This window comes from Vibrio sp. 2130-1, from assembly GCF_033339515.1.
Map to the genome: position 1 here is coordinate 35,046 of NZ_JAWOUT010000006.1, position 21,024 is coordinate 56,069.

General features: G+C 46.5%; 19 protein-coding genes. 12 read left to right on the top strand and 7 right to left on the bottom strand.

What is annotated here, in order from left to right; translation table 11 throughout:
* The first annotated feature begins 3 nt into the window (after positions 1 to 3).
* Both R7Q09_RS10440 and R7Q09_RS10445 read left to right on the top strand, forming a co-directional pair.
* The gene (locus tag R7Q09_RS10440; protein WP_005478622.1) at positions 4 to 1,380 is read left to right on the top strand and encodes a GntP family permease; all 1,377 of its coding nucleotides are present in this window, start codon (positions 4 to 6) and stop codon (positions 1,378 to 1,380) included.
* Positions 1,381 to 1,389: 9 nt separating this feature from the next.
* Positions 1,390 to 2,001: a bifunctional 4-hydroxy-2-oxoglutarate aldolase/2-dehydro-3-deoxy-phosphogluconate aldolase gene (locus R7Q09_RS10445; protein ID WP_005394384.1), complete on the top strand. Its 612-nt coding sequence runs from the start codon at positions 1,390 to 1,392 to the stop codon at positions 1,999 to 2,001.
* Between the two features lie 105 nt (positions 2,002 to 2,106).
* Here R7Q09_RS10445 and xapA read toward each other — a convergent pair whose 3' ends face one another.
* On the bottom strand, positions 2,107 to 2,931 hold the full coding sequence (gene xapA, locus R7Q09_RS10450) for a xanthosine phosphorylase (protein WP_318070434.1): 825 nt from the start codon (positions 2,929 to 2,931) through the stop codon (positions 2,107 to 2,109).
* A gap of 121 nt (positions 2,932 to 3,052) precedes the next feature.
* Here xapA and R7Q09_RS10455 point away from each other — a divergent pair, with 121 nt between their 5' ends.
* Positions 3,053 to 3,958: a LysR family transcriptional regulator gene (locus R7Q09_RS10455; RefSeq protein ID WP_318070435.1), complete on the top strand. Its 906-nt coding sequence runs from the start codon at positions 3,053 to 3,055 to the stop codon at positions 3,956 to 3,958.
* Positions 3,959 to 4,039: 81 nt separating this feature from the next.
* Here R7Q09_RS10455 and gorA read toward each other — a convergent pair whose 3' ends face one another.
* Both gorA and R7Q09_RS10465 read right to left on the bottom strand, forming a co-directional pair.
* Positions 4,040 to 5,395 (bottom strand): glutathione-disulfide reductase, encoded by a 1,356-nt coding sequence (gene gorA, locus R7Q09_RS10460; protein WP_318070436.1) that lies wholly within the window; start codon positions 5,393 to 5,395, stop codon positions 4,040 to 4,042.
* A 259-nt stretch (positions 5,396 to 5,654) separates the two neighbouring features.
* Complete coding sequence (locus tag R7Q09_RS10465) at positions 5,655 to 6,494, bottom strand: 23S rRNA (adenine(2030)-N(6))-methyltransferase RlmJ (RefSeq protein ID WP_005379158.1); 840 nt, start codon at positions 6,492 to 6,494, stop codon at positions 5,655 to 5,657.
* 399 nt (positions 6,495 to 6,893) lie between these two features.
* Here R7Q09_RS10465 and prlC point away from each other — a divergent pair, with 399 nt between their 5' ends.
* Positions 6,894 to 8,936, top strand: coding sequence for an oligopeptidase A (gene prlC, locus R7Q09_RS10470; RefSeq protein WP_213893889.1), 2,043 nt, complete (start codon positions 6,894 to 6,896; stop codon positions 8,934 to 8,936).
* A gap of 66 nt (positions 8,937 to 9,002) precedes the next feature.
* Here prlC and asnC read toward each other — a convergent pair whose 3' ends face one another.
* The gene (gene asnC / locus R7Q09_RS10475; protein ID WP_005389595.1) at positions 9,003 to 9,467 is read right to left on the bottom strand and encodes a transcriptional regulator AsnC; all 465 of its coding nucleotides are present in this window, start codon (positions 9,465 to 9,467) and stop codon (positions 9,003 to 9,005) included.
* Between the two features lie 113 nt (positions 9,468 to 9,580).
* Between asnC and R7Q09_RS10480 the strand changes: the two genes are divergently transcribed.
* The 3 genes from R7Q09_RS10480 (at position 9,581) to R7Q09_RS10490 (ending at position 14,334) form a co-directional block, all read left to right on the top strand.
* A complete protein-coding gene (locus R7Q09_RS10480) occupies positions 9,581 to 12,706 on the top strand; it encodes an EAL domain-containing protein (RefSeq protein ID WP_213891690.1) in 3,126 nt (1,041 codons plus the stop codon).
* Between the two features lie 89 nt (positions 12,707 to 12,795).
* Positions 12,796 to 13,575 carry a class I SAM-dependent methyltransferase gene (locus tag R7Q09_RS10485; RefSeq protein ID WP_053349765.1) on the top strand — a complete coding sequence of 260 codons (780 nt, stop codon included), beginning with the start codon at positions 12,796 to 12,798 and terminating at the stop codon, positions 13,573 to 13,575.
* A 186-nt stretch (positions 13,576 to 13,761) separates the two neighbouring features.
* On the top strand, positions 13,762 to 14,334 hold the full coding sequence (locus tag R7Q09_RS10490) for a hypothetical protein (RefSeq protein WP_318070437.1): 573 nt from the start codon (positions 13,762 to 13,764) through the stop codon (positions 14,332 to 14,334).
* A gap of 68 nt (positions 14,335 to 14,402) precedes the next feature.
* Here R7Q09_RS10490 and R7Q09_RS10495 read toward each other — a convergent pair whose 3' ends face one another.
* A complete protein-coding gene (locus R7Q09_RS10495; RefSeq protein WP_065274996.1) occupies positions 14,403 to 15,281 on the bottom strand; it encodes a carboxylate/amino acid/amine transporter in 879 nt (292 codons plus the stop codon).
* A 64-nt stretch (positions 15,282 to 15,345) separates the two neighbouring features.
* Entirely contained in the window at positions 15,346 to 15,771 is a 426-nt protein-coding gene (gene uspA, locus R7Q09_RS10500; RefSeq protein ID WP_005379165.1) for a universal stress protein UspA, read from the bottom strand.
* 282 nt (positions 15,772 to 16,053) lie between these two features.
* Here uspA and ftnA point away from each other — a divergent pair, with 282 nt between their 5' ends.
* From ftnA to R7Q09_RS10515, 3 genes are all read left to right on the top strand, one after another.
* Entirely contained in the window at positions 16,054 to 16,581 is a 528-nt protein-coding gene (ftnA, locus tag R7Q09_RS10505; RefSeq protein WP_005379167.1) for a non-heme ferritin, read from the top strand.
* A gap of 91 nt (positions 16,582 to 16,672) precedes the next feature.
* A complete protein-coding gene (uspB, locus tag R7Q09_RS10510; protein ID WP_005379169.1) occupies positions 16,673 to 16,996 on the top strand; it encodes a universal stress protein UspB in 324 nt (107 codons plus the stop codon).
* Positions 16,997 to 17,175: 179 nt separating this feature from the next.
* Entirely contained in the window at positions 17,176 to 18,369 is a 1,194-nt protein-coding gene (locus tag R7Q09_RS10515) for an NAD(P)/FAD-dependent oxidoreductase (protein WP_005382944.1), read from the top strand.
* 93 nt (positions 18,370 to 18,462) lie between these two features.
* Here R7Q09_RS10515 and R7Q09_RS10520 read toward each other — a convergent pair whose 3' ends face one another.
* Complete coding sequence (locus R7Q09_RS10520) at positions 18,463 to 19,806, bottom strand: sigma-54 interaction domain-containing protein (protein WP_005382945.1); 1,344 nt, start codon at positions 19,804 to 19,806, stop codon at positions 18,463 to 18,465.
* A 436-nt stretch (positions 19,807 to 20,242) separates the two neighbouring features.
* Here R7Q09_RS10520 and R7Q09_RS10525 point away from each other — a divergent pair, with 436 nt between their 5' ends.
* On the top strand, positions 20,243 to 20,794 hold the full coding sequence (locus tag R7Q09_RS10525; RefSeq protein WP_005379174.1) for a BON domain-containing protein: 552 nt from the start codon (positions 20,243 to 20,245) through the stop codon (positions 20,792 to 20,794).
* 45 nt (positions 20,795 to 20,839) lie between these two features.
* Positions 20,840 to 21,016 (top strand): DUF1328 family protein, encoded by a 177-nt coding sequence (locus tag R7Q09_RS10530; protein WP_005379177.1) that lies wholly within the window; start codon positions 20,840 to 20,842, stop codon positions 21,014 to 21,016.
* Positions 21,017 to 21,024 lie beyond the last annotated feature (8 nt).

Sequence of the window (21,024 nt, forward strand, 5' to 3'; positions counted from 1 at the left end):
CCTATGGAGCAATTAACCCAAGCCCCAGATCCTACGTTCCTACTGACGATTGCAGGCCTTGCCATTGCAGCGTTACTCGTTCTGATCATTAAACTGAAAGTCCATGCTTTTGCTTCCCTTACTATGGTGAGTTTAGGTACGGCAATCGCCACTGGCGTTCCTTCAGAGAAAGTCGTATCGACCATGATGGGCGGCTTCGGCGGCACGCTGGCTTCCGTGGCATTGCTGGTTGGTCTTGGTGCGATGATCGGTAAAATTCTTGAAGTGACTGGCGGTGCGAAAGTGCTGGCAGACACTTTGATTGGTCGCTTTGGTAAAGAGCGCGCACCATTTGCTTTGGGCGTCGCTTCATTACTGTTTGGCTTCCCAATCTTCTTCGATGCTGGCCTTGTAGTGATGATGCCAATCATCCTAAGTGTGGCGGCTCGTTTTGGTGGCTCACCAATTAAATACGCGTTGCCTGCTGCCGGTGCTTTTGCGGTTATGCACGCGTTTGTTCCACCACACCCAGGTCCGGTTGCAGCGGCAGAATTCCTTGGCGCAAACATCGGTCTGCTATTGGTGGTGGGTATTCTGGTAGCTATTCCAACTTGGTACCTTGGCGCTTACCTATTTGGTTTGTACGCGGGCAAAAAATTCGATATCCCACTATCTAAAGCCTTCTTTAATGGCGAAGCGATGGTGGATGAGCGCAACGCACCAAAATTTGGCACGGTTATGACCATCCTTGTGCTGCCAGTCCTGCTAATCTGTTTGGATACGGTATTGAACACACTGGCGGTTGCAGGTTTGATTGATGGCAAAACGGCACTGGTTGAGTTCCTACGTATGCTAGGTAAAACCCCAGTTGCGTTGCTGATTACTTTGATTGTCTGTCTGGCTGTGTTTGCCAAAGACTACGGCATGGCAAAACTAGAAAAATTATGTGGTGAGTCATTGGCTCCTATCTGTGGTGTTATCCTAGTCACGGGTGCAGGTGGCATGTTTGGCGGCGTACTGCGCTCAAGCGGTATTGGTGATGCACTGGCTGACGTTCTTACAGACACAGGTATGCCTGTGATTGTGGCGGCGTTTGTGATTTCAACCTGTCTGCGTGTTGCTCAAGGCTCGGCAACCGTAGCGCTAACCACTACGGCGGCTCTTATCGCGCCAGTTGTGGCAGCATCAACAGGTTTGAGTGAACTCGACCTTTGCTTTATCGTAATCGCGATTGCGGGTGGTGCAACGGTACTGTCTCACTTCAATGACTCTGGTTTCTGGTTGGTCTCTCGTCTGCTTGAGATGGATGAGAAAACCACATTAAAAACTTGGACGGTAATGGAAACGTTACTTGGCGGTATCGCGTTTATTATCGTCGCAACATTAAGCTTTATTCTTTAGAGGTTCCCCATGACAACACTTGAACAACGATTAAGAGAAATCAAAATCGTCCCAGTTATCGCAATCAACGACGTAGCACATGCTCTGCCACTGGCAAAAGTGTTGGTAGAAAACGGTTTACCATGTGCGGAAGTGACATTCCGCACCGAAGCGGCGGCGGAGTCGATTCGCATCATGCGTGAAGCGTACCCAGAACTGTTGATTGGCGCGGGCACCGTTCTGACCACAGAACAAGTGGATATCGCCATCGAAGCGGGCGTGGACTTTATCGTTAGCCCAGGCTTCAACCCAACCACAGTGAAATACTGTCAGCAACGTGGCGTGACTATCGTACCGGGTGTAAACAACCCAAGCTTGGTTGAGCAAGCGATGGAAATGGGTCTGCGTACGTTGAAGTTCTTCCCTGCTGAGCCATCAGGCGGCGTAAACATGTTGAAAGCACTCACGGCGGTTTACCCAGTGGAATTCATGCCAACAGGTGGCGTAAGCCCATCCAACGTGGAAGATTACCTAGCGCTGAAATCGGTTGTAGCTTGTGGCGGTACTTGGATGGTGCCAACCGCAATGATGGACAACGGCGATTGGGAAGGCATTGCTGAATTGGTTCGCGCAGTTAAGTAAAACGCACAAACGGCCCCGAAATACCCCCGAACGTTAGAAAACGTGATACGAAAAAGGGTCATCAAGTTACTTGATGACCCTTTTGCTTTTGGGAATGAAACGGTTTTAGAAGTGATGCTTCATAAAGCGCTTAATAAAGCGAATGAAATCTGCTTCGGCTAGCTTCGCGCACTTCAATGTTTGGGCGTGAGACAATTCTACATCTCCCAAGCCTTCTGCCATGTTGGTGATCGCACACACTGCCAATACGGGTAAGCCGCAATGCGCCGCAGAAATCACTTCTGGCACGACCGACATGCCCACCACATCACCACCGATGATTTGCATCATGCGGATTTCGGCTGCGGTCTCAAAGTTGGGGCCTGTGTAAGAGACAAACACACCTTCATTCAGGTGAATGCCATTGGCTTTGCCAACTTCAAACGCTTCTGCGCGCAGGTCTTTGTCGTACGCATTGGCGAGGCTGAAGAACCTCGGGCCGTACTCTTCATCATTCGGACCGAGCATTGGCGATTCTGGCATGGTATTGATGTGGTCATGAAATACCACCAGAGAGCCGACATCAATACGCTCAGGGCGAAGTGAGCCTGCCGCGTTGGTGACGAGTAAAAACTCACAGCCTAGCTTTTTAAAGGTGCGCACGGGCGTGGTCATGACCTTCATTGAGCCGTGTTCGTAGTAGTGACCGCGACCTTTCATGCACACCACGTCTACGCCGCCCATGGTACCAAGCACCAACTCACCAGAGTGGCCTTGCACGGTGCTAACCGGAAAGCCTTCGAGCTCTTCGTATGGAATGACCACTTTGTCTTGTAGTTCGTCTGCCAATACGCCTAAGCCAGAGCCTAAAATAAACGCCGCTTTAGGTTGGAAGTTTGGTTTGCGTTCGCGAATGGTTTGTAGCGCGTCGATTACTGGATCGTGATTCATGTTAGTCACCTTCTGGTTGTGTGTTGATTCCATTGTGTGACTTTCTGCGCTGGTTATCTTTGCTTTATTCGCTACTATCATCCTTAAAAAGAGGATGATGAAATTCGCTAGGACTCAATGCATGAAGTCAGAACCATTTGAGCGCGTGACGCTGAAGATGCTGCGTTACTTTTACGAGGTCGCACAAACCAAGCATTTCACTAAGGCGGCCGAGAATCTCAATATCACCAATTCGCCGTTGAGCAATCGCATCAAAGAGTTGGAAGAGGTGCTTAACGTCAAACTGTTTGAGCGTGATTCAAGAAACGTCATGCTGACGGAGGCCGGGCGATTGTTGGAGTCCAAATGCCAACTGATTTTTCAGACCTTGGATGTCTCGCTCAATCAAGTGCAGCAAGTGGGTTTGAACCAGAGAAATATCTTGCGAGTTGGTGTGGTAAGTAGTGCATTTTGGGGCGGATTTGATCGTTTGTTACAGCGCTTCCATGCTGAGCATAGCACTTATCACGCCGACATTTTTGACCTCAACCCAGAGACGCAAAAGAAGCATCTGAGCGAGAAGAAAATTGATGTGGGCATTGTGCGTTTTGCCGATGCACTCAACATTTATCCGTATCAGTCGGTATCTTTGGGCAAAGATGTGTTTGTGGTGGCGATGTCGGAGCAACATGAGTTAGCCAGCAAATCTTTGCTGCGGCTCCAAGATTTAAAGACGTGTGAGTTTGCGTTTATGAGTTTGGCAAATTCAGCCTCGGCAAACTTCATCATCAATGCCTGTCTGCAAGAAGGCTTTTCACCCCATATTGGTAAACAAGTGGTGGAGCCAAGCACCTTGATGGCGTATGTGGCAAACAGCAATACTGTGACGTTGGTGCCGTCGACGTTTTCTCAGCATCATTGGCGTGGGATTCGTTTTATCAAGCTGAAAGAATCACTGCGTGCAGACTTGTGTCTGATTCATGATGGTAAGCAGGAGAGTGCTATTAAAGCCGAGTTTATTCGCACATTATTAGAGAATGCGAGTTAAGCATGGGATAACAAAAGAAGGTCATCCTAAGATGACCTTTTCAAATGATTCGCTGAAATCAGCAATGCGATTAGCGCGCAATTAACGCATCGTTACGAACTCTTCTGAGCCCGTCGGGTGGATAGCCACAACAGAGTCGAAGTCTGCTTTGGTTGCGCCCATCTTCATTGCTACGCCGAAGCCTTGGATCATTTCATCTACCGTGAAACCGATGCCGTGTAGGCCAACAACCGTTTCTTCTTCGCCCGCACATACAAGCTTCATCTTACATGGTTGACGGTGCTTAGTAACAGCGGTGTACATCGCCGTAAAGCCAGATGTGTAGACTTTGATGTTGTCTTTGCCGTACTTCTCTTCTGCTTCTTGCGTTGTAAGACCGATAGTGCCGATTGGTGGGTGGCTAAATACCACAGTTGGTACCAAATCGTAGTCCACCTTCGCGTTTGGTTTGTTGTTGAAAAGACGCTCAGAAAGTTGACGACCGGCTTTCACTGCTACTGGTGTTAGTTCGATACCGCCTTCCATGATGTCACCCACACAGTAGATGCCTTTCACGTTGGTTTCTTGGTATTCGTCTACCTTGATGTAGCCTTTTTCGTTCGTTGCCACACCGGTTGACGCTAGGTTGATTGCGTCTGTCGCTGGGTGACGACCGATTGCCCAAATCAGTTGGTCAACGTTTTGGCTTTCACCGTTTTCTAGGTGCAGAGTTAGGCTGCCATCGGCTTCTTTTACCACTTCTTTTGGTACAGAGTGGGTGTGCAGTTTTGGACCTTCTGCGTCCATCACTTCAACCAACGTATCGATGATCATTGGATCGAAGCTACGCAGTGGTGACTCTTTACGTACGAACAGGTGCGTTTCTGTACCTAGCGCGTGCAGTACGCCAGCAATTTCAACTGCGATGTAGCCAGCGCCAACAACCGCAACGCGTTTTGGTTGCTCTGCTAGGTCGAAGAAGCCGTTTGAATCGATGCCGTATTCAGCGCCTGGAATGTTTGGAATAGTAGGACGACCACCAACCGCGATCAGGATGTGATCTGCTGTGTAGTGTTCACCGTTTACTTCGACAGTTTTTTCGTCAACAAACTTAGCAAAGCCTTTAATCACGTTTACTTTATTGTTGCCTAGAACGCGATCGTAAGATTGGTGAATACGACCAATGTACGCCTGACGGCTCTCAACCAGTTTGCTCCAGTCGAAACCTTTCACGTCGACATCAAAACCGTAATCTTCTGCGTACAGGTTCATCGCTTCTGCGATTTGCGCGCCATGCCACATTACTTTTTTCGGTACACAACCTACGTTGACACAGGTACCGCCAAGGTCTTGAGCTTCGATTAGCGCAACTTTCGCGCCGTACATCGCCGCACGGTTTGCAGATGCGATGCCGCCACTGCCGCCACCGATACAGATATAGTCAAAATGAGTCGCCATTACTTTCTCCAAGAGCTTATAAATTTTATCTGGTACATAGATAGATTGGGATGACCTTGTCCGAACTCAATGCCACCGTTATCCCACTATCATAAATCGAATTCGACTAATTCCTAAATGGGAAAAAGCGACAATACTTATGACAAATAGCGATGAGAGGCACAAAAAGAAGAATAAGCACGACTGGAGGGAGAAGGTGAGAGCATAAAAAAGCGCAACGAGAATATCGTTGCGCTTGAAGATATCGGTACTGAAGTGCTTACTCTGGCACAATCCAGTCCACTTTCCAGTGGCCAGTTGCTGGTGCGATCGCGTCTTGCAGGAATGGCAGAATCTCTTTCATCTGGCTTTCCAGTTTCCACGGTGGGTTAATCACAATCATGCCGGATGCCGTCATGCCGCGCTCGTTGGTATCTGGTGCAACACCTAACTCGATTTGCAGAATTTTACGAATGCCCAGTGCTTCCAAGCCTTCGATCATATCTTCGATGTCGTGGCGGTTTACCACTGGGTACCAAATCGCGTAGATACCGGTTGCCCAACGTTTATGGCTCTGATGAATCGCTCGCACCACATCGCGGTACTCTTTCGCGAGTTCGTATGGTGGGTCAATCAGCACCAAACCACGACGCTCTTGTGGCGGTAAGCTTGCTTTGAGGCGTTGGAATCCGTCTTCTTTGAAGATGCTCACTTGGCGATCACGATGGAATTCTTGCTCTAACAATGGGTGATCGGCCGGGTGCAACTCGGTCAGCACCATGCGATCTTGTGGGCGGATTTGCGCGCGCGCCACACGTGGTGAGCCTGGGTAGTAACGCAGCTTCTCGCCATTGTTGAGCACTTTAATGGCATCGATGTAGCTTTTGATGTCTTCGGGAATGCTTGGGTTATCCCAAATACGTGCGATGCCTTGTTTGTATTCGCCCGTTTTTTCAGACCATTCGTGAGTCAGATCGTAACGGCCCACACCCGAGTGGGTATCGTGATAAACGAATGGCTTATCTTTTTGTTTCAGCGCATCAAGAATGAGGCTTTGAACGATGTGTTTGACCACGTCGGCATGGTTGCCAGCGTGGAAGCTGTGGCGGTAACTTAACAAATTAAACTCTCGAAACACTCTTTGGTTGAGTGTGGTCTGTGATTTTCACTCTATGGCGGTATTATACTCAAGTAACTTAAAGATGTAGAACTTCCAATCAAATCTGTTCCTCTGATAAGGGGACGCTATTGAAATTTCTTTAAGTCACCCACACTTACTATTGGTAATCGAATTGAACTAGGTGAGTTTCTCGCACTCAAAAGGGTGTGAAATTTCATTTAGGTATAACAAGACTCAAGGACAGAGTAGCGCTGGTTGACTATATGATGGTCATCGCGGCATAGAGAAAGGGAACGGAGCTCCCCCAATCCATGTTGCTGGCTCGTCTGTACATTGAGTTGGCCTATCTACACAAAATAGACAGGCAATCACAGAGTCAAAACACAAAAGGAATTATTCATGTCTAATCCTCTACTGACGTTTACGGACCTACCTCCGTTTTCTCAAATTAAACCAGAACACATCAAGCCTGCCGTTGAGGAAGCGATTGCTGACTGCCGAGCAAAAATCGATGAAGTTCTACAAGACAACGCTCACCCAACTTGGGACAGTGTGATTGCGCCAATTGAAGAAGCGGATGATCGCTTAAGCCGCATCTGGTCGCCAGTGGGTCACATGAACTCGGTAGTGAACAGCGAAGAGCTACGTGAAGCTTACGAAAGTTGCCTACCAATTTTGTCAGAGTACGGCACTTGGGTTGGTCAGCACAAAGGGTTGTACGAAGCGTACAAAACCATCAAAGCGAGCGAAGAATTTGCAACGTTAACTCGTGCCCAGCAGAAAACCATCACTGATGCACTGCGTGATTTCGAGTTATCAGGCATTGGTTTGCCATCCGATGAGCAGCACCGTTACGGCGAGATCAGCAAACGTATGTCTGAGCTGAGTTCTAAATTCTCTAACAATGTGCTGGATGCCACCATGGGTTGGACCAAGCACATCACAGACGAGAAAGACCTAGCAGGTATGCCAGAATCGGCGCTGGCAGCAGCGAAAGCTGCCGCAGAAGCAAAAGAGTTAGATGGTTACCTCATTACGCTAGATATCCCATCTTACCTACCTGTCATGACGTACTGCGATAACCAAGAGTTGCGTAAAGAAGTGTACGAAGCGTACGTGACGCGCGCTTCTGATCGAGGTCCAAACGCAGGCAAATGGGATAACTCAGAAATCATTACTGAGCAGCTAAAACTGCGCCATGAAATTTCACGTATGCTAGGTTTCAATACTTACAGTGAAAAGTCGTTAGCAACAAAGATGGCTGAAACGCCGGATCAAGTGCTGGGCTTCCTGAATGACCTAGCGACACGAGCGAAACCGCAAGGTGAACGTGAAGTCGAAGAGTTACGTCAGTTTGCGAAAAGTGAGTTTGGTGTTGAAGAGCTGAACGTTTGGGATATCGCTTACTACAGCGAGAAACAAAAGCAGCACCTGTTCCAAATTTCGGATGAAGAACTGCGCCCATACTTCCCAGAGTCAAAAGTCGTGAGCGGTCTGTTTGAAGTGCTAAACCGCGTGTTTGGCATGACCGTTACTGAGCGTGAAGGCGTAGACACTTGGCATGAGTCCGTGCGCTTTTTCGATATCTTTGATGCTGAAGGCACACTCCGTGGCAGTTTCTACCTAGATCTCTATGCACGTGAACACAAACGTGGCGGCGCGTGGATGGATGATTGTCGTGGCCGTCGCGTTACGCTATCTGGCGAGCTGCAAACGCCGGTTGCGTATCTAACGTGTAACTTCAACCGTCCAGTGGGCGACAAACCAGCACTGTTCACGCACGATGAAGTCGTGACGCTATTCCATGAGTTTGGTCATGGAATCCACCACATGTTGACGCAAGTTGATACAGGTGCTGTTTCAGGTATTAATGGCGTGCCTTGGGATGCGGTTGAGCTACCAAGTCAGTTCCTAGAAAACTGGTGTTGGGAAGAGGATGCGCTGGCGTTCATTTCTGGTCACTATGAGACAGGTGAGCCGCTACCTAAAGCGATGCTAGACAAAATGCTCGCAGCGAAAAACTTCCAATCTGCGATGGGTATTTTGCGTCAGCTAGAATTCGGCTTGTTCGACTTCACGCTTCACACCGAATATGACCCTGAAGTGGGTGCGCGTGTACTGGAAACTCTGGCGAAAGTGAAAGAGAAAGTCGCGGTAGTTCCTGCGGTTGAGTGGGCGCGTTTCTCACACAGCTTCGGCCATATTTTTGCTGGTGGCTACAGTGCGGGTTACTACAGCTACCTGTGGGCTGAAGTGCTGTCGTCAGACGCGTATTCTCGCTTTGAAGAAGAAGGCATCTTCAACAAAGAGACGGGTCTAAGCTTCCTGAACAACATCCTAGAAATGGGGGGCAGTGAAGAGCCAATGGAGCTGTTCAAGCGCTTCCGTGGCCGCGAGCCACAAATCGATGCACTGTTGCGCCACTCGGGTATTGCGGCGTAAATTGAGCAAAAAACATCAAGGCCAACCGTTCGGTTGGCCTTTTTTGTACAGTTTTTATAAAAAATTTTACGGATTTACGTTGCGGTTGATCGGGTTCTGCAACGATATCAATGTCTCCGTGGACTGAACCTCATCAATGGCTTGCAGCTTGTCGATCAGTACAAATTGCAGCTCTTCAATCGATTTGCACATCAATTTGACGAATATGTTATACGCGCCCGTGGTGTAGTAAGCTTCAACGACTTCGTCGAGCGCGTTGAGTTTTTCTAACGCGGAGTGGTAATCACGAGCTGCATTGAGGTTAATACCAATAAAGCAGCACACATCGTAGCCAAGCTTTTTGGTATTGATGATCACCTCCGTTCCTTCGATGATGTCCGCCGACTTCATCTTCTCGATACGCACATGGATAGTGGCAGGGCTGACATCGAACTGCTTTGCCATTTCTGCGTAGGGCGTTCTGGCGTCAGCCATCAGTGTTTTTAATATTGCGCGGTCAAGGTCGTCGAGTTTCGGCAGGCTCGCATTCATACTATGATTTCCGTTAGGGATAGAGTTTTACCTCCCTTTTATACTCATAGCGGATAGGATTCACAAGGTTTGGCAGGAGTAACTGCGGGTTAACTCCGAGCTATGGAGATAATGTGCAGCGTTTTCTGGTTATTGCCGCGCTATGTTGGAGCGCGTTTGCTACGGCCTCAGATCCGAAGGTGTTGGTCGTGCACTCCTATCATCAGGGTTTTTTCTGGACGGACTCCATACAGCGAGGCATCGAGCAACAGCTGGGCGATCGAGCGCTGGACATGCGTGTGCTCTATCTAGACTCGAAACGTAACCAGAGTGAGCAGTTTTTTGCACAACTAAAATCCTTATATCTTACGAAATTACGCAAAGAGCGATTCGATGCCATTTTAGTGAGCGATAACAATGCGCTTGAACTCATGCAGCGTTTAGCCCCAATCATCAAAGACACCCCAGTTATATTTAACGGCATTAATAACTACCATCCTTCTTTACATCGTTCTCTGAATGCAACCGGAGTCATGGAAGATGTCGATTTGGAAGCGAATCTCGCTCTTATTGAGCGCTTACATCCGAACTACACACAAGTTCTCATCGTCAGTGACCACTCGGTGACCGGTGAGGTGTTGCGTTATCAAATCGACAATTTTGTCCTCAAGTTCCCGCAATATCGAGACAAAATTGTACAAGTTGTCCCAGACAGTATCATCGATCTAAAACAACAAGTCGCAAAACTGAGTTCCGATAAAGTCGTCTTGTTCTGGACCTATTACCGAGATAAACAAGGTATGGTTGGCAGCGAGCGTGACTGGGTTGGTGTCAACAAAGTCTCAAACGCGCCGCTGTTTATGGTGCATGACATTGGTTTGGGTCATGGCGCAGTTGGAGGGGTTATTCAAAGTGGTTATCGGCATGGTATTGAGAGTGCAGAGATGCTTGAATTCGTTTTGGATAACCCTGATCAGCCTCTGCCTGCGGTGAAAAAAAGTGATTCTGAAATAAAGCTCGATTACCAAGCGGTAGCGCGTTGGGGATTGGGGGCTGAACAAGAGGTTTCTGCGGTATTTTTTAATAAGCCAATGAAGCTTTCTGAACGTTTTGCCAAGGAAATTCGCCTGTTTGGTAGCCTGTTTGTGGTGATGTCGGTGGTCATTTTGCTGATGGGTTATTATTTACAGCGGATGCGTCGAAGTGAGAGCGCTGCGCGAGAAAGCCAGGCTATTCTAGAATCGATTTTCGATCAGAGCATGCAGTATATGGGCATTTTGGATGCCAACGGTGTGCTTAAATCGGGCAACGATCACCTTCAATCCTTACTTTATCACCAAGGACTGCGTTTAGACCGACCACTTTGGTTTCATCCCAACTGGAGTGAGAAAGCCCAAGCGCTGCTAGAGGAGTATTTCCATGCGCCTCACCATCAAGTGTCGACGTTTGAAGCTGAAATTTGGAGTAAAGAACACGGCGCCTTGGTATTAGAAGTTTCGCTCAAGCCTTTTTCTCAGCAAGTAGGGAATCATAAGCAATACTTGTTTGAAGCGCGCGATATTACCAGTCGTAAATTGATGGAGGACAAGCTCTACCAACGTGAGTCAACTCTACGCAACTATTACGAGCAGCAGCCAGTGATGATGGTGACGCTTGATAGTAATAACCGAATTCAAGAAGTGAATCGATTTGCTCAACTACTTCTTGGCTACAAACCGATGGACATGCTCGGACATCGCCTGAGGGAGTTCTATTTTGATGACAAAGTGCTGTTCCCTCGCCAAGTGTTATTGCAACCCAACCAGCAAGTGCATGGTGTTTGGCGACGTGAAGTCGAGTATCGTCATGCAAATGGTCATCGTGTTTGGGTGCGCGAGAATATTCGTCCGCTGAGTGAATCTGAGCAACTACTGATTGTGGGCGAAGATATTACCGAAACCAAACTGCTTTCCGAGAAATTGGAATACCAAGCTCGCTATGACTTACTGACGGGGACTTACAACAGAAACCATTTTGAACTAGAGCTTAAGACCGCACTGTGCGAAGTGGACAGCCATCGTCGAGTCCACGCCATGTTGTACCTCGACTTAGATCAACTAAAAGTCCTCAATGATACGGTTGGGCATGATGCAGGTGATGCGGCGATTCAATTCTGCGCCAGTATGCTGGAAGGCGTTCTGCCGTACAATTCCATCTTGGCTCGAATGGGAGGCGATGAGTTTGCGGTGTTACTCAAAGACTGTGACGAATATGGCGCCATCAATATTGCCAAACTGATCATCTCGACACTAAGCGAACACCTCTTTATTTGGGAAGACACACGCCTGTTCATCAGTTGCTCAATTGGTATCCGTATCATCGATCATACCGCTGATACGCCACAAATGGTGCATGCTCAAGCAGACTCTGCTTGTCACGCCGCTAAAGAGCAAGGCCGTAACCGCTATAATCTATTCAGCTTAGATAACGAAGAGTTGCAGCGTCGTCAGATGGAAATGCAGAGCGTCAATTTGGTGCATGAGGCATTGTCGAATCAACGTTTAGAACTGTTTGCTCAACCGATAAAAAGCTTACAAAAGCACGAGACTCAAATGTATTTTGAGATTTTGGTGCGTATTCGCAATGGGTACGGTGATTATGTTTCTCCTGCGCTGTTTATCCCTGCTTCCGAGCGCTACAACATTGCCCATTGGATTGATAAGCAGGTTATTACTCAAACACTAGAGTGGTTTGAACAGCGTCCTGAGGTGGTTGAACAGCTTGGTCGCTGCTCGATAAACCTTTCAGGTCAATCTATGGGGAATCAAGAGTTTATTGACTTCTTATTGGAGCGATTGGAAAGTTCGACTCTGCCGTGTGAAAAAATCTGCTTAGAAATCACCGAGACAGCGGCGATGAGCAATCTGGATCAAGCCATTGAGCTGTTTACCAAGCTAAAGTCTTTGGGTTGCATGATTGCATTGGATGATTTCGGATCTGGATTGTCTTCATTTGGTTACTTAAAGAAACTTCCTGTCGATATCGTGAAAATTGATGGTCTTTTCGTGCAAGATATCAACGTAAATGAAATGGACCGCGTGATGGTTCGTTCAATCAATGACTTGGCGAAGCAACTAGGCAAAGTGACGGTGGCGGAGTTTGTCGAAAATGACCAGGTCATGCAGCATTTGATAGACCTCGGTGTGGACTACGGCCAAGGCTACGGTATTGGCCATCCTAAGCCGCTTTCTGAGCTAGTGGAGCAACTGACGGCTGTATAACCTCTGCGTAGCAAGCTCAACCTAGCATTAATAGGTAACTTAGGTATACACTCAGCGCCAGTTACCTCGATTTTTATTGGAGCCTCCTTTTGCAACTGCAATTGATCTGTGAAAACCCGTCTCAACAATCTCATCTTGATGAACTCGCTGCGCGTTGGCAGCTTTCACACACTGACGATAGCGATTTTGCTTTGGTGCTAACCACCGAGCGTTTGGAGCTACGTAAAGTGGATGAGCCAAAGCTGGGTGCAATCTTTGTGGATTTGATTGGTGGTGCGGTCGGTCATCGTCGCAAGTTCGGTGGTGGTAAAGGCCAAGCAATTGCGAAAGCGGCGGGTTTGAACAAAGGGGCAACGCCAACCGTGTTAGACGGCACGGCAGGTCTTGGTCGTGATGCGTTTGTGCTCGCCTCGCTAGGTTGTAAAGTGCAGATGGTCGAGCGCCATCCAGTCGTAGCCGCTTTGTTAGATGATGGCTTGGCTCGAGCGAAACAAGACTCCGAAATTGGCACCTGGGTATCTGAGCGCATGTCGCTAATCCATGCTTCTAGCCATGATGCGCTGGAACAATTGGCGCAAGATAAAGACTTTGTCCAGCCAGATGTGGTGTATCTTGACCCGATGTATCCGCACCCAGAAAATAAAAAGAAGTCGGCGCTCGTGAAAAAAGAAATGCGCGTTTTCCAATCGTTGGTTGGCGCCGATTTGGACGCCGATGGCCTACTAGAACCAGCCATGGCGTTAGCCACAAAGCGTGTAGTAGTTAAACGCCCAGACTATGCTAACTGGCTGAACGAGAAAAAACCGACCATGGCGATTGAAACGAAAAAAAATCGCTTCGATGTCTATGTTAAAGCATCGATGGCATAACTTCCTGACGGCTCAACTTTTCTTGTCACAGTATGGTGTATCGTGCTGTGACTCAGCCTCTCTTTCCTCGTCTCTATTGATAGTTTTCTCTTGCTAATTCCCTTCCCTGACTGTATATCTAACTAAGAATTATTATTATTTCACTTGTTGTGATGCGGTCGATAACTGGGAAGCTGGAGTAGTAGAATGGCTAAACGTTTATGTAAAATGAGTCGCAAACAGATCGCGGCAGAACTTGGTGATATCCATCGTTTAGTTGTCGCACCAAAATTCGTTTGTCGTTCTTGCGCACGCTCTTCATCGGCCAAAGATACCCTTTGTAAGCCAGCCGCAATTCCTCCACAAAAATGCCAAGACAAGCCATTGAGTGAGCAACAAGCATGTGGCTTATTGGTTGAAGCTCTGCCATCACAAGCGATTCCAGTGACCACTAAACAAAGCAACGAAAAAGCCGCGATTGTGAAGCGTGTTGTTGAGCGCGTGAAAGAGAAAAAACAAGCCGAAAAATCTCCGGAGCCAGTAAGACCCGACGCACCAGTATGGTTTGATTTAGCGGATAAAAAATCGCTCAAGAAAGCGAAAAAAACACTGAAAAAGCACTATAAGCAGCAAAAGAAGTTGCTAAAAGTGGCGAAAAAACAACAAAAGTTACTTAAGCGTCAGCGCAAGCTTGAAGCGCGCAATGCGAAACTAGAAGTGTTGCTGCCAACGCCACCTAATGCTTTGATGAACGCAATCTCACAAGCCAAAGTGCATTAATCAAACAAAAAACGCTCTCCAGTCGGAGAGCGTTTTTTATTGTCGAAATGTTTATAGGATTAGCTGCGTTACTTATTGGCGTAGCTCATCTCTACGCGCTTTTTCACCCAGGTTTCGTTAATCCATAGGGATAGCATGATGATCGCACCGCCAATGGCGAGTCGCATGACATCAACATCGCGGTTCCAAATCACAATGTTTACAATCAAGCCCGCCGGAACCAATGCATTGTTCATTACTGCCAGTGCACCTGCGTTCACCATAGTCGCGCCTTTGTTCCAAGCAAAGTAACCAAAACCAGAAGCAATCAACCCAAGGTATGTCAGAATGCCCCATTGCGTTGTAGTGGTTGGTAGTTTGTCGAGGTTACCCATGAGCGCGAAAGCCACGGTTGCTACACAAAGTGCACCTAAGTAGAAGTAGCCAAACACGGTGTGTTGTGGCAAATCGACGGGTTCACTCTCCATGATATATTTGTAGCCCACCTGACCGATGGCAAAGCAGAGGTTTGCTCCTTGTACGACCAAAAAGCCCAGTAGGAAATCTTCATTAATGCCTGCAAATTTAATCCAGGCGGCACCAAATACGGCTATTGCTGCGGTAACTAAGTACCAAGGTGAAAAGCGACCTTTCAAGAAGTCATAGATTAGCGTGACGTAAATGGGTGTGAATACGGTGAACAGCAATACTTCTGGCACGGAAAGGAGCAAAAAAGATTGGTAGTAGAAGCAATACATCAAGCCGAGCTGGAAGCCACCGACGGTCATCAGTTTCGCGATCAGGGGTTTGCTAACGCCACGGAATTTCAAAAAGGGAATGAAAACCAGGCTCGCCAGTGCCACGCGCATGAACACCGAGAACCAAGAATCAACCTGACCGGCGAGGTAAACGCCGATCAGGCTAAATGAGAATGCCCAAAGTAGGGTAACTGCGGATAGATAAGCCATGGATGAGAATCTTTATCAACAACAAATGTGCCCGCAGTCTAACCAAGTTTTATCGTTGCGCCAATCAGTCTTTTAGCGGTACGACCAGCATATCGACTGGTGAGCAGTTAATAAGCTGTCGAGTCGAAGATAGAATCTTGCTCCAGAAATCTTGGTGATGACCACAAACCACCAAATCGATACTGTAGTCTTGAATGGTATCGCACAGCTCATTACTCAAATCGCCACTACCGACTAAAGTATGGGCAATTGGGTATTGCGCATATTCTGCGAAGTTTGCCAATTGTGTGCGCGATGCTTCCATTGCTTGATGTTGCGCTTCTGCCATATTGATATCGATAAGCCCGGTGTAGAGTTCTGCGTAGTTCACGTCGATGTGAATAAAAGAGACTTTCGCATCCAGAGGTTTAGCCAGTGATACGGCTTTCTTAATCAACACTTTACTGTCGTCTGAAAGGTCGACTGCCACAAGTATGTGTTTGTAACTCATATTGCTATCTCCTTGTAAGGTCATAGTTTTAGATTAGCACCAACCCCAAAAAAAATTTGCTGAAGTGATCTCATATCGGTGCCGTAGGTACAAAGTCTTGTCTCAGTAATCATGTTATAGTGGCGTTATACCCAAGTGACTTTGATATGCTGAAATAAGCGTAGTGTTACTGACTAGAGTTGAAGTGAAACTTCGCCGTGTCTGCCAGACCAAGCTATTCTCGCAGCGTCATTTATTTCGAGGTTACTTGGGTATATTGCATGCACAATAATAGGAGTTAACATGCTGTCTCAAACTATGGTCGAACAATTGAATGAGCAAATTAACCTAGAATTTTTCTCATCCAATCTATACTTACAAATGAGTGCTTGGTGTGAAGACAAAGGTTTTGAAGGTGCGGCTGAATTTTTACGCGCTCACGCCGTAGAAGAAATGGAGCACATGCAACGCCTATTCACTTACGTGAGTGAAACTGGCTCAATGCCAATCTTAGGCGCTATTGATGCGCCAAAGCATGACTTTGCGAGCCTAGGTGACGTTTTCCGCGAGACATTTGAACATGAGCAAATGATCACGGAAAAAATCAACAAACTGGCGCACGTTGCATTTACTAGCCAAGACTACTCAACGTTTAACTTCCTACAGTGGTACGTGTCAGAACAGCACGAAGAAGAGAAGTTGTTTAAAGGGATTTTAGATAAGATCGAACTGGTAGGTGAAGACGGTAAAGCGTTGTTCTTCATCGACAAAGATCTAGCACAAATGGCGAAAGAAGGTTCATCTTCAATCATGGATGCTCCAGCTGCGTAAACGCGTTTTGGGACGTTGTAAGTAGCGGGTAAAGACGAAGTCTTGGTCGTCTTTTTCTCTTGAGCATTGTTGAAGATGTAGGGAGGAAAAGATGATCAGTGGAGACACAATCTTATTTGCGCTAATGGTGGTAACTGGAGTTAATATGGTCCGGTATCTCACCGCTCTTCGTTCTCTAATTTATATCATGCGTGAAGCGCATCCGCTGTTATATCAGCAAGTTGATGGTAATGGTTTTTTTACCACTCATGGAAATGTCACCAAGCAGGTGAGGTTGTATCACTACATTAAAAGTAAAGAATATCATCATCACCACGATGAAATTTTTACTGGTAAGTGTGAAAGAGTGCGTGAATTGTTTGTTCTATCGACCGCGTTGCTCGGCGTGACGCTACTTGCAGCCTTCATTCTCTAAGAGTCAATAATCCAGAAGTTGTTCTGTCTGAGATTTTGCGGACATACAGAGCGCTTAGAGTTTAAGCGCTTTTCCCTTTCGGTATTTGTCGGTAGAATGTCGCGCCTAGAAAGCAAGGATGTGCAATGTGCACATCCTTTTTTATTTTGATTCGATACCAATCAGTCTAAGAGCTACCGATGAGTAAGAAATTTGATGTTGTTGTAATTGGCGCAGGCGCAGCAGGTTTAATGTGTGCTGCAGAAGCAGGCAAGCGAGGCCGCCGTGTTTTGGTGCTCGACCATGCTAAAAAGCCAGGACGTAAAATCCTTATCTCGGGCGGTGGTCGTTGTAACTTCACTAACTACGACGTTTCAGCTAATCACTATTTGTGTCAAAACCCGCACTTTGTTAAGTCGGCGCTCTCCCAATACACTAACTGGGATTTCATCTCGATGGTGTGTAAACATGGCATTGAGTTCGAAGAGCGTGATCACGGCCAGTTGTTTTGTGTCGATGCATTTACGGCCAAAGATATCGTGAAGATGTTGTTAGCTGAGTGTGACATGCCGAACATCGAGCAGCGTTACCAATGCGATGTTCATTCGATTGAAAAAATTGATGAAGGCTTTCGTTTGCATGCTGGTACTGAGATTGTCGAATGTGAGTCTTTAGTTATCGCAACAGGTGGCTTGTCGATGCCAAAACTGGGAGCGACACCATTTGGTTATAAAGTCGCGGAACAATTTGGTCTTCGAGTTATCCCAACCACGGCAGGGCTTGTACCATTTACTCTGCATAAAGAAGACAAAGAAGACTTTGCTGAGTTATCTGGTATCGCGGTACCTGCGGAAATTACGGCTGAAGATGGCACCATGTTCAAAGAAGCCCTGCTCTTCACACATCGTGGGTTATCTGGTCCAGCAGTGTTACAGATTTCTTCATTCTGGCGGGCCGGACAAAAGGTGTTGATCAATCTTGTGCCAAACGATGATGTTGCTGAGTTATTAGAACGCAGTCGTGAGAAGCATCCAAATCAGTCACTCAAGAATACGCTTGCCAAAGTGCTGCCTAAGCGTCTGGTTGAAGTCTTAATTGAACGTAAAGAGCTAGTCGATAAACCGCTAAAACAGTTCAATCAAAAGGAGCTTGCGGCGATTGTGGAGCGTCTAGAGCATTGGGATATCGCCCCGAATGGCACTGAAGGCTACCGAACTGCGGAAGTGACACTCGGCGGTGTCGATACTGATCACTTATCCTCGAAAACCATGGAATGCAAAGACATTAAAGGGCTTTATTTTATTGGTGAAGTGATGGATGTGACTGGTTGGCTAGGGGGCTACAATTTTCAGTGGTGCTGGTCGAGCGGCTTTGTTGCGGGGCAGTGGGTTTAATCAAACACCAAACGCAGCCTAACTGCATAAAAGATAAGATACAAAAAGAGCACTGAATAAAAGTCAGTGCTCTTTTTGTATTCCCATAGCGAGTTACTCGTCTTGATACTTTTCGAGTTTGTTATAGAGCGTTTTCACGCTAATGCCTAACTCCTGCGCTGATTCCGTTTTATTGCCTTGATTCTCTTCAAGGGTATTGAGAATGGCGGCTTTTTCTAGCTCTTCTAGCGAAACGCCCGCCGGAACAAGGTCTTCGATGCTGGTGCCTGTTTCCAATGGTGGTGTGTCGAAGATAAGGTGTTCATCTCGGATGGTGTCATCAGCCAAAATGAATGCACGCTCGATCGTGTGTTTGAGCTCACGGACATTACCTGGCCAGTCGTGTGCAGCGATTTTTTGGATCGCAGAGTCAAGAATCGTTTTGGTTTTTGCCTCATTGGCGTTGCGGTGCGCAATAAAGTGCTTGGCCAGACCTACGATATCACCGCCTCGTTCTCGCAGTGGCGGTATCGTTAATGGGAAATGCGATAAGCGGAAAAACAGATCTTCACGCAGGAACTGCTCCTCAATGGCGATTTTAGGATCACGGTTTGTAGCAGCAATGATGCGAGTATTAGCGATATGAACCGTATTACTGCCAACTGGGCGATACTCTCCGGTTTCTAGCACCCGTAATAGCTTCACTTGGTGCTCGATAGGCATCTCGGTGATTTCATCTAAAAATAGTGTGCCGCCCTCTGCCTGCTTAAATACACCTTGGTGAGTTTTATTTGCTCCGGTAAAAGCGCCTTTCTCATGGCCAAACAGTTCACTATCAACCAATTCAGGGCTAATGGCACCACAGTTAATCGCTATAAAGGGCTGTTGTTTACGCTCACTCGCTAAGTGGATGGTCTGCGCCACCAGTTCTTTGCCTGATCCACTTTCACCGACAATAAGGACGTTGGCTTCTGTTTTAGCAACGCGCCTGATCATACGATAGAGCTGATGCATCGGAGAGGAAGAGCCGACCAAAAGACCAAATTGGTCAAGATCGCTGGTGGACACTTTACGCCCTTGATCTTGTTTGTGTTGATAGTACTGGCTGACTTCGCTCAGGGTGTCCGTCAGAATGGCAATATCAACGGGCTTTCTGTAGTGAAAAATAGCACCCAAGTTCATCAGCTTATCCAAGTTCTCATTTGGAGCGCCTGAGCTAATGATGATCAAGTCCATATCGTAGATGTCTTCGATATTAGAAAGACGTTGATAATCTGCACTAGTAAAGTGGGCGACTTCAACAATCGCAACTTCCGGTTTGAGTTGTAGGAAATCTTCAATCCATTGGTCTGCGGCATCGATGTCATGCAGACGAAATTTGTTCAGTTCCTGGCAAGAAGCGATGGCATTTTTAAGTGATGGATCTTGTATTCTTAGAAACAGGCTTGGCATCGACATAGAAATGTCCTCTTTACTATGACAGAAACAATGTACGTGGATTATTCTCACTTCACAAGACAAAATATTGTCAGCATAGATTTAAGGATTTGTTCGGTATTTTTATGTTGTTAGCCCCTTTTTGATATATATCGGTGAGAGCCATCAGTAGATATTTCCTTTTGTTCAGATTTTTATTTTTAAAATAATAATTTTGCTATTAATTGATTCTGGATAAATAGCCTTTCTGTTTTATCAGGTTATTTCGGCACAAGTGACGGAGGCTTTATCACCGATTAAAAATTACATTTTTTACGTGTAAATAATTCATGCTTATACTTTATTGCTCATCTCATTTTTACCTCTTTCCTTTATTAGTCACTTAAAAACAATGAGTTATAAAGTTGGCACATGGTTTGCTCCTAGGGAAGTGCAACGTCAATAAAGGAGAATTACCATGAATAACATCGCAGCTAAAATTGTACTTACGTCAGTTCTTGCTACTTCATCTACAGCAGTCTTAGCGAGTGATAAATGGGAAAAAGAATCCATGGACGCTTGGCTAGATGGTAAAGCTGAAACCACACTACTGCTAAACAGCAATCTCAACTCTTTTGATATCAATACCGATGTTGAGAATCAGGTCGTTACCCTTTCTGGTTCGGTAAACAATGATCTTGAAAAATCTCTTGCCGAAGAGCTTGTTACTGGTCTTGATGGTGTGAAAAAAGTAAACAACGAATTGTCAGTAGTGAATGAAGGCAAGAAAGAAACTGATTCAGAAGCTTTAGCTACACTGACCGATTCTAAAATCACGACTATAGTTAAAACGCGCCTACTAATGGATACCAATGTGAGTGGTACGGATATTGATGTAACGACAGAACGCAAAACGGTAACGTTGGCAGGTAAAGTTAATTCAGATGCGGAGCATGATCTTGCAATTTCAATTGCAAATAACACCAATGACGTAAATAAGGTGATTGATAAGCTAGAAGTGGTTCAATAATAGCGAGCCGAGTGATTTAACCCACTTTTATTAGGAGGTAACACTATGGTTCGTTGGATGTTTATTTTTCTGGCACTGGCACTAATTTCTGCACTATTAGGCTTTACCGGTATTGCAGGAGCTGCTGCCTCTATCGCGCAAGTGATATTTTACCTATTCCTATTGTCATTAATTGTATCAATAGTGATTGTTCTGCTGGGAAGAAAAAACGTAAATAGATAGGAGATTAC

Excerpts from the sequence above, each read along its gene's own strand:
- R7Q09_RS10440 (WP_005478622.1), top strand. The coding sequence starts at position 4 with ATGGAGCAATTAACCCAAGCCCCAGATCCTACGTTCCTACTGACGATT.
- R7Q09_RS10445 (WP_005394384.1), top strand. The coding sequence starts at position 1,390 with ATGACAACACTTGAACAACGATTAAGAGAAATCAAAATCGTCCCAGTT.
- xapA (WP_318070434.1), bottom strand. The coding sequence starts at position 2,931 with ATGAATCACGATCCAGTAATCGACGCGCTACAAACCATTCGCGAACGC.
- R7Q09_RS10455 (WP_318070435.1), top strand. The coding sequence starts at position 3,053 with ATGAAGTCAGAACCATTTGAGCGCGTGACGCTGAAGATGCTGCGTTAC.
- gorA (WP_318070436.1), bottom strand. The coding sequence starts at position 5,395 with ATGGCGACTCATTTTGACTATATCTGTATCGGTGGCGGCAGTGGCGGC.
- prlC (WP_213893889.1), top strand. The coding sequence starts at position 6,894 with ATGTCTAATCCTCTACTGACGTTTACGGACCTACCTCCGTTTTCTCAA.
- asnC (WP_005389595.1), bottom strand. The coding sequence starts at position 9,467 with ATGAATGCGAGCCTGCCGAAACTCGACGACCTTGACCGCGCAATATTA.
- R7Q09_RS10490 (WP_318070437.1), top strand. The coding sequence starts at position 13,762 with ATGGCTAAACGTTTATGTAAAATGAGTCGCAAACAGATCGCGGCAGAA.
- R7Q09_RS10495 (WP_065274996.1), bottom strand. The coding sequence starts at position 15,281 with ATGGCTTATCTATCCGCAGTTACCCTACTTTGGGCATTCTCATTTAGC.
- uspA (WP_005379165.1), bottom strand. The coding sequence starts at position 15,771 with ATGAGTTACAAACACATACTTGTGGCAGTCGACCTTTCAGACGACAGT.
- ftnA (WP_005379167.1), top strand. The coding sequence starts at position 16,054 with ATGCTGTCTCAAACTATGGTCGAACAATTGAATGAGCAAATTAACCTA.
- uspB (WP_005379169.1), top strand. The coding sequence starts at position 16,673 with ATGATCAGTGGAGACACAATCTTATTTGCGCTAATGGTGGTAACTGGA.
- R7Q09_RS10515 (WP_005382944.1), top strand. The coding sequence starts at position 17,176 with ATGAGTAAGAAATTTGATGTTGTTGTAATTGGCGCAGGCGCAGCAGGT.
- R7Q09_RS10520 (WP_005382945.1), bottom strand. The coding sequence starts at position 19,806 with ATGTCGATGCCAAGCCTGTTTCTAAGAATACAAGATCCATCACTTAAA.
- R7Q09_RS10525 (WP_005379174.1), top strand. The coding sequence starts at position 20,243 with ATGAATAACATCGCAGCTAAAATTGTACTTACGTCAGTTCTTGCTACT.
- R7Q09_RS10530 (WP_005379177.1), top strand. The coding sequence starts at position 20,840 with ATGGTTCGTTGGATGTTTATTTTTCTGGCACTGGCACTAATTTCTGCA.